This is a genomic window from Pseudomonas protegens (assembly GCF_003732485.1).
In the GTDB taxonomy this organism is placed as follows: Bacteria; Pseudomonadota; Gammaproteobacteria; order Pseudomonadales; family Pseudomonadaceae; genus Aquipseudomonas; species Aquipseudomonas protegens_B.
The window spans coordinates 202,975-204,273 of the sequence record NZ_MOAK01000027.1 but is presented as its reverse complement, the minus strand read 5'-3'; the positions used below and the strand labels follow the sequence as shown (position 1 = coordinate 204,273).

The following is a 1,299-nucleotide window of genomic DNA, read 5'->3' as shown; positions in this document are numbered from 1 at the left end:
AAGCAGAGCGTGCATGAGAATCTCGACCTGGACGTGTACAAGGGCGAGATCCTCGGCGTGGTCGGCGGCTCCGGTAGCGGCAAGTCGGTGTTGCTGCGCAGCATCGTCGGCCTGCGCCAGCCCAGCGAAGGCTCGGTGCGGGTCTTCGGCCAGGACCTGCCAAGCCTGCCGGAGCAGCAACGTTCACTGATTGAACGGCGCTTTGGCGTGCTGTTCCAGAAGGGCGCGCTGTTCACCTCGCTGACGGTGACCGAGAACGTCGCCCTGCCACTGATCGAGCATGCGGGCCTGTCCCGCAGCGACGCCGAACACCTGGCAGCCGTGAAACTGGCCCTGGCCGGGTTGCCCCTGTCGGCAGCGGACAAGTACCCGTCCTCGCTCTCCGGCGGCATGATCAAGCGCGCGGCCCTGGCCCGCGCCCTGGCCCTGGACCCGGACATCCTGTTTCTCGACGAACCCACCGCCGGCCTCGACCCGGTGGGGGCTGCAGCCTTCGACCAACTGATCCTGACCCTGCGCGATGCCCTGGGCCTGAGCGTGTTCCTGGTCACCCACGACCTCGACACCCTCTACACCATCACTGACCGGGTGGCGGTGCTGGCGCAGAAAAAGGTGCTGGTGGCGGACGCCATCGACATCGTCGCGCAAACCCCGGACGAATGGATTCACCAGTACTTCCATGGCCCACGCGGCCGCGCGGCCTATCAGGCCGCTACACAGACCAACGAGGGATGACATGGAAACCCGAGCCCATCATGTACTGATCGGCCTGTTCACCGTGATCGTGGTGGCCGGCGCCTTGCTGTTCGGCCTGTGGCTGGCCAAGTCCAGCGTCGACAGCGCCTTCCAGGACTATCAGATCGTGTTCAATGAAGCGGTCAGCGGCCTGTCCAAGGGCAGTGCCGTGCAGTACAGCGGGATCAAGGTCGGCGACGTGGTCAATCTGCGCCTGGACCCCAAGGACCCGCGCCGGGTGCTGGCGCAGATCCGCCTGGGCAGTGAAACCCCGATCAAGGAGGACACCCAGGCCAAGCTGGCCCTGACCGGCATCACCGGCACCTCGATCATCCAGCTCAGCGGCGGTACACCGCAAAGCCCGGTGCTCAAGGGCAAGGACGGCCAACTGCCGACCATAGTCGCCTCGCCATCGCCCATTGCCCGCCTGCTGAACAACAGCAATGACCTGATGACCGGGGTCAACCTGCTCCTGCACAACGCCAATCGCATGTTTTCCCCGGACAACGTGGAGCGGGTCAGCAGCACCCTGGACAACCTGCAGAAGACCTCGGCGAGCATCGC

The 1,299-nt window shown here is 65.4% G+C and carries 2 protein-coding genes; both read left to right on the top strand.

The features are described 5' to 3' along the window. The coding region (locus BLX41_RS03535; protein WP_123723790.1) for an ABC transporter ATP-binding protein at positions 1-735 on the top strand (735 nt) is incomplete at its 5' end. 1 nt (position 736) lies between these two features. After that, positions 737-1,299 (top strand): MlaD family protein (locus BLX41_RS34315; RefSeq protein ID WP_259744380.1); only part of this gene is annotated, 563 nt, incomplete at its 3' end.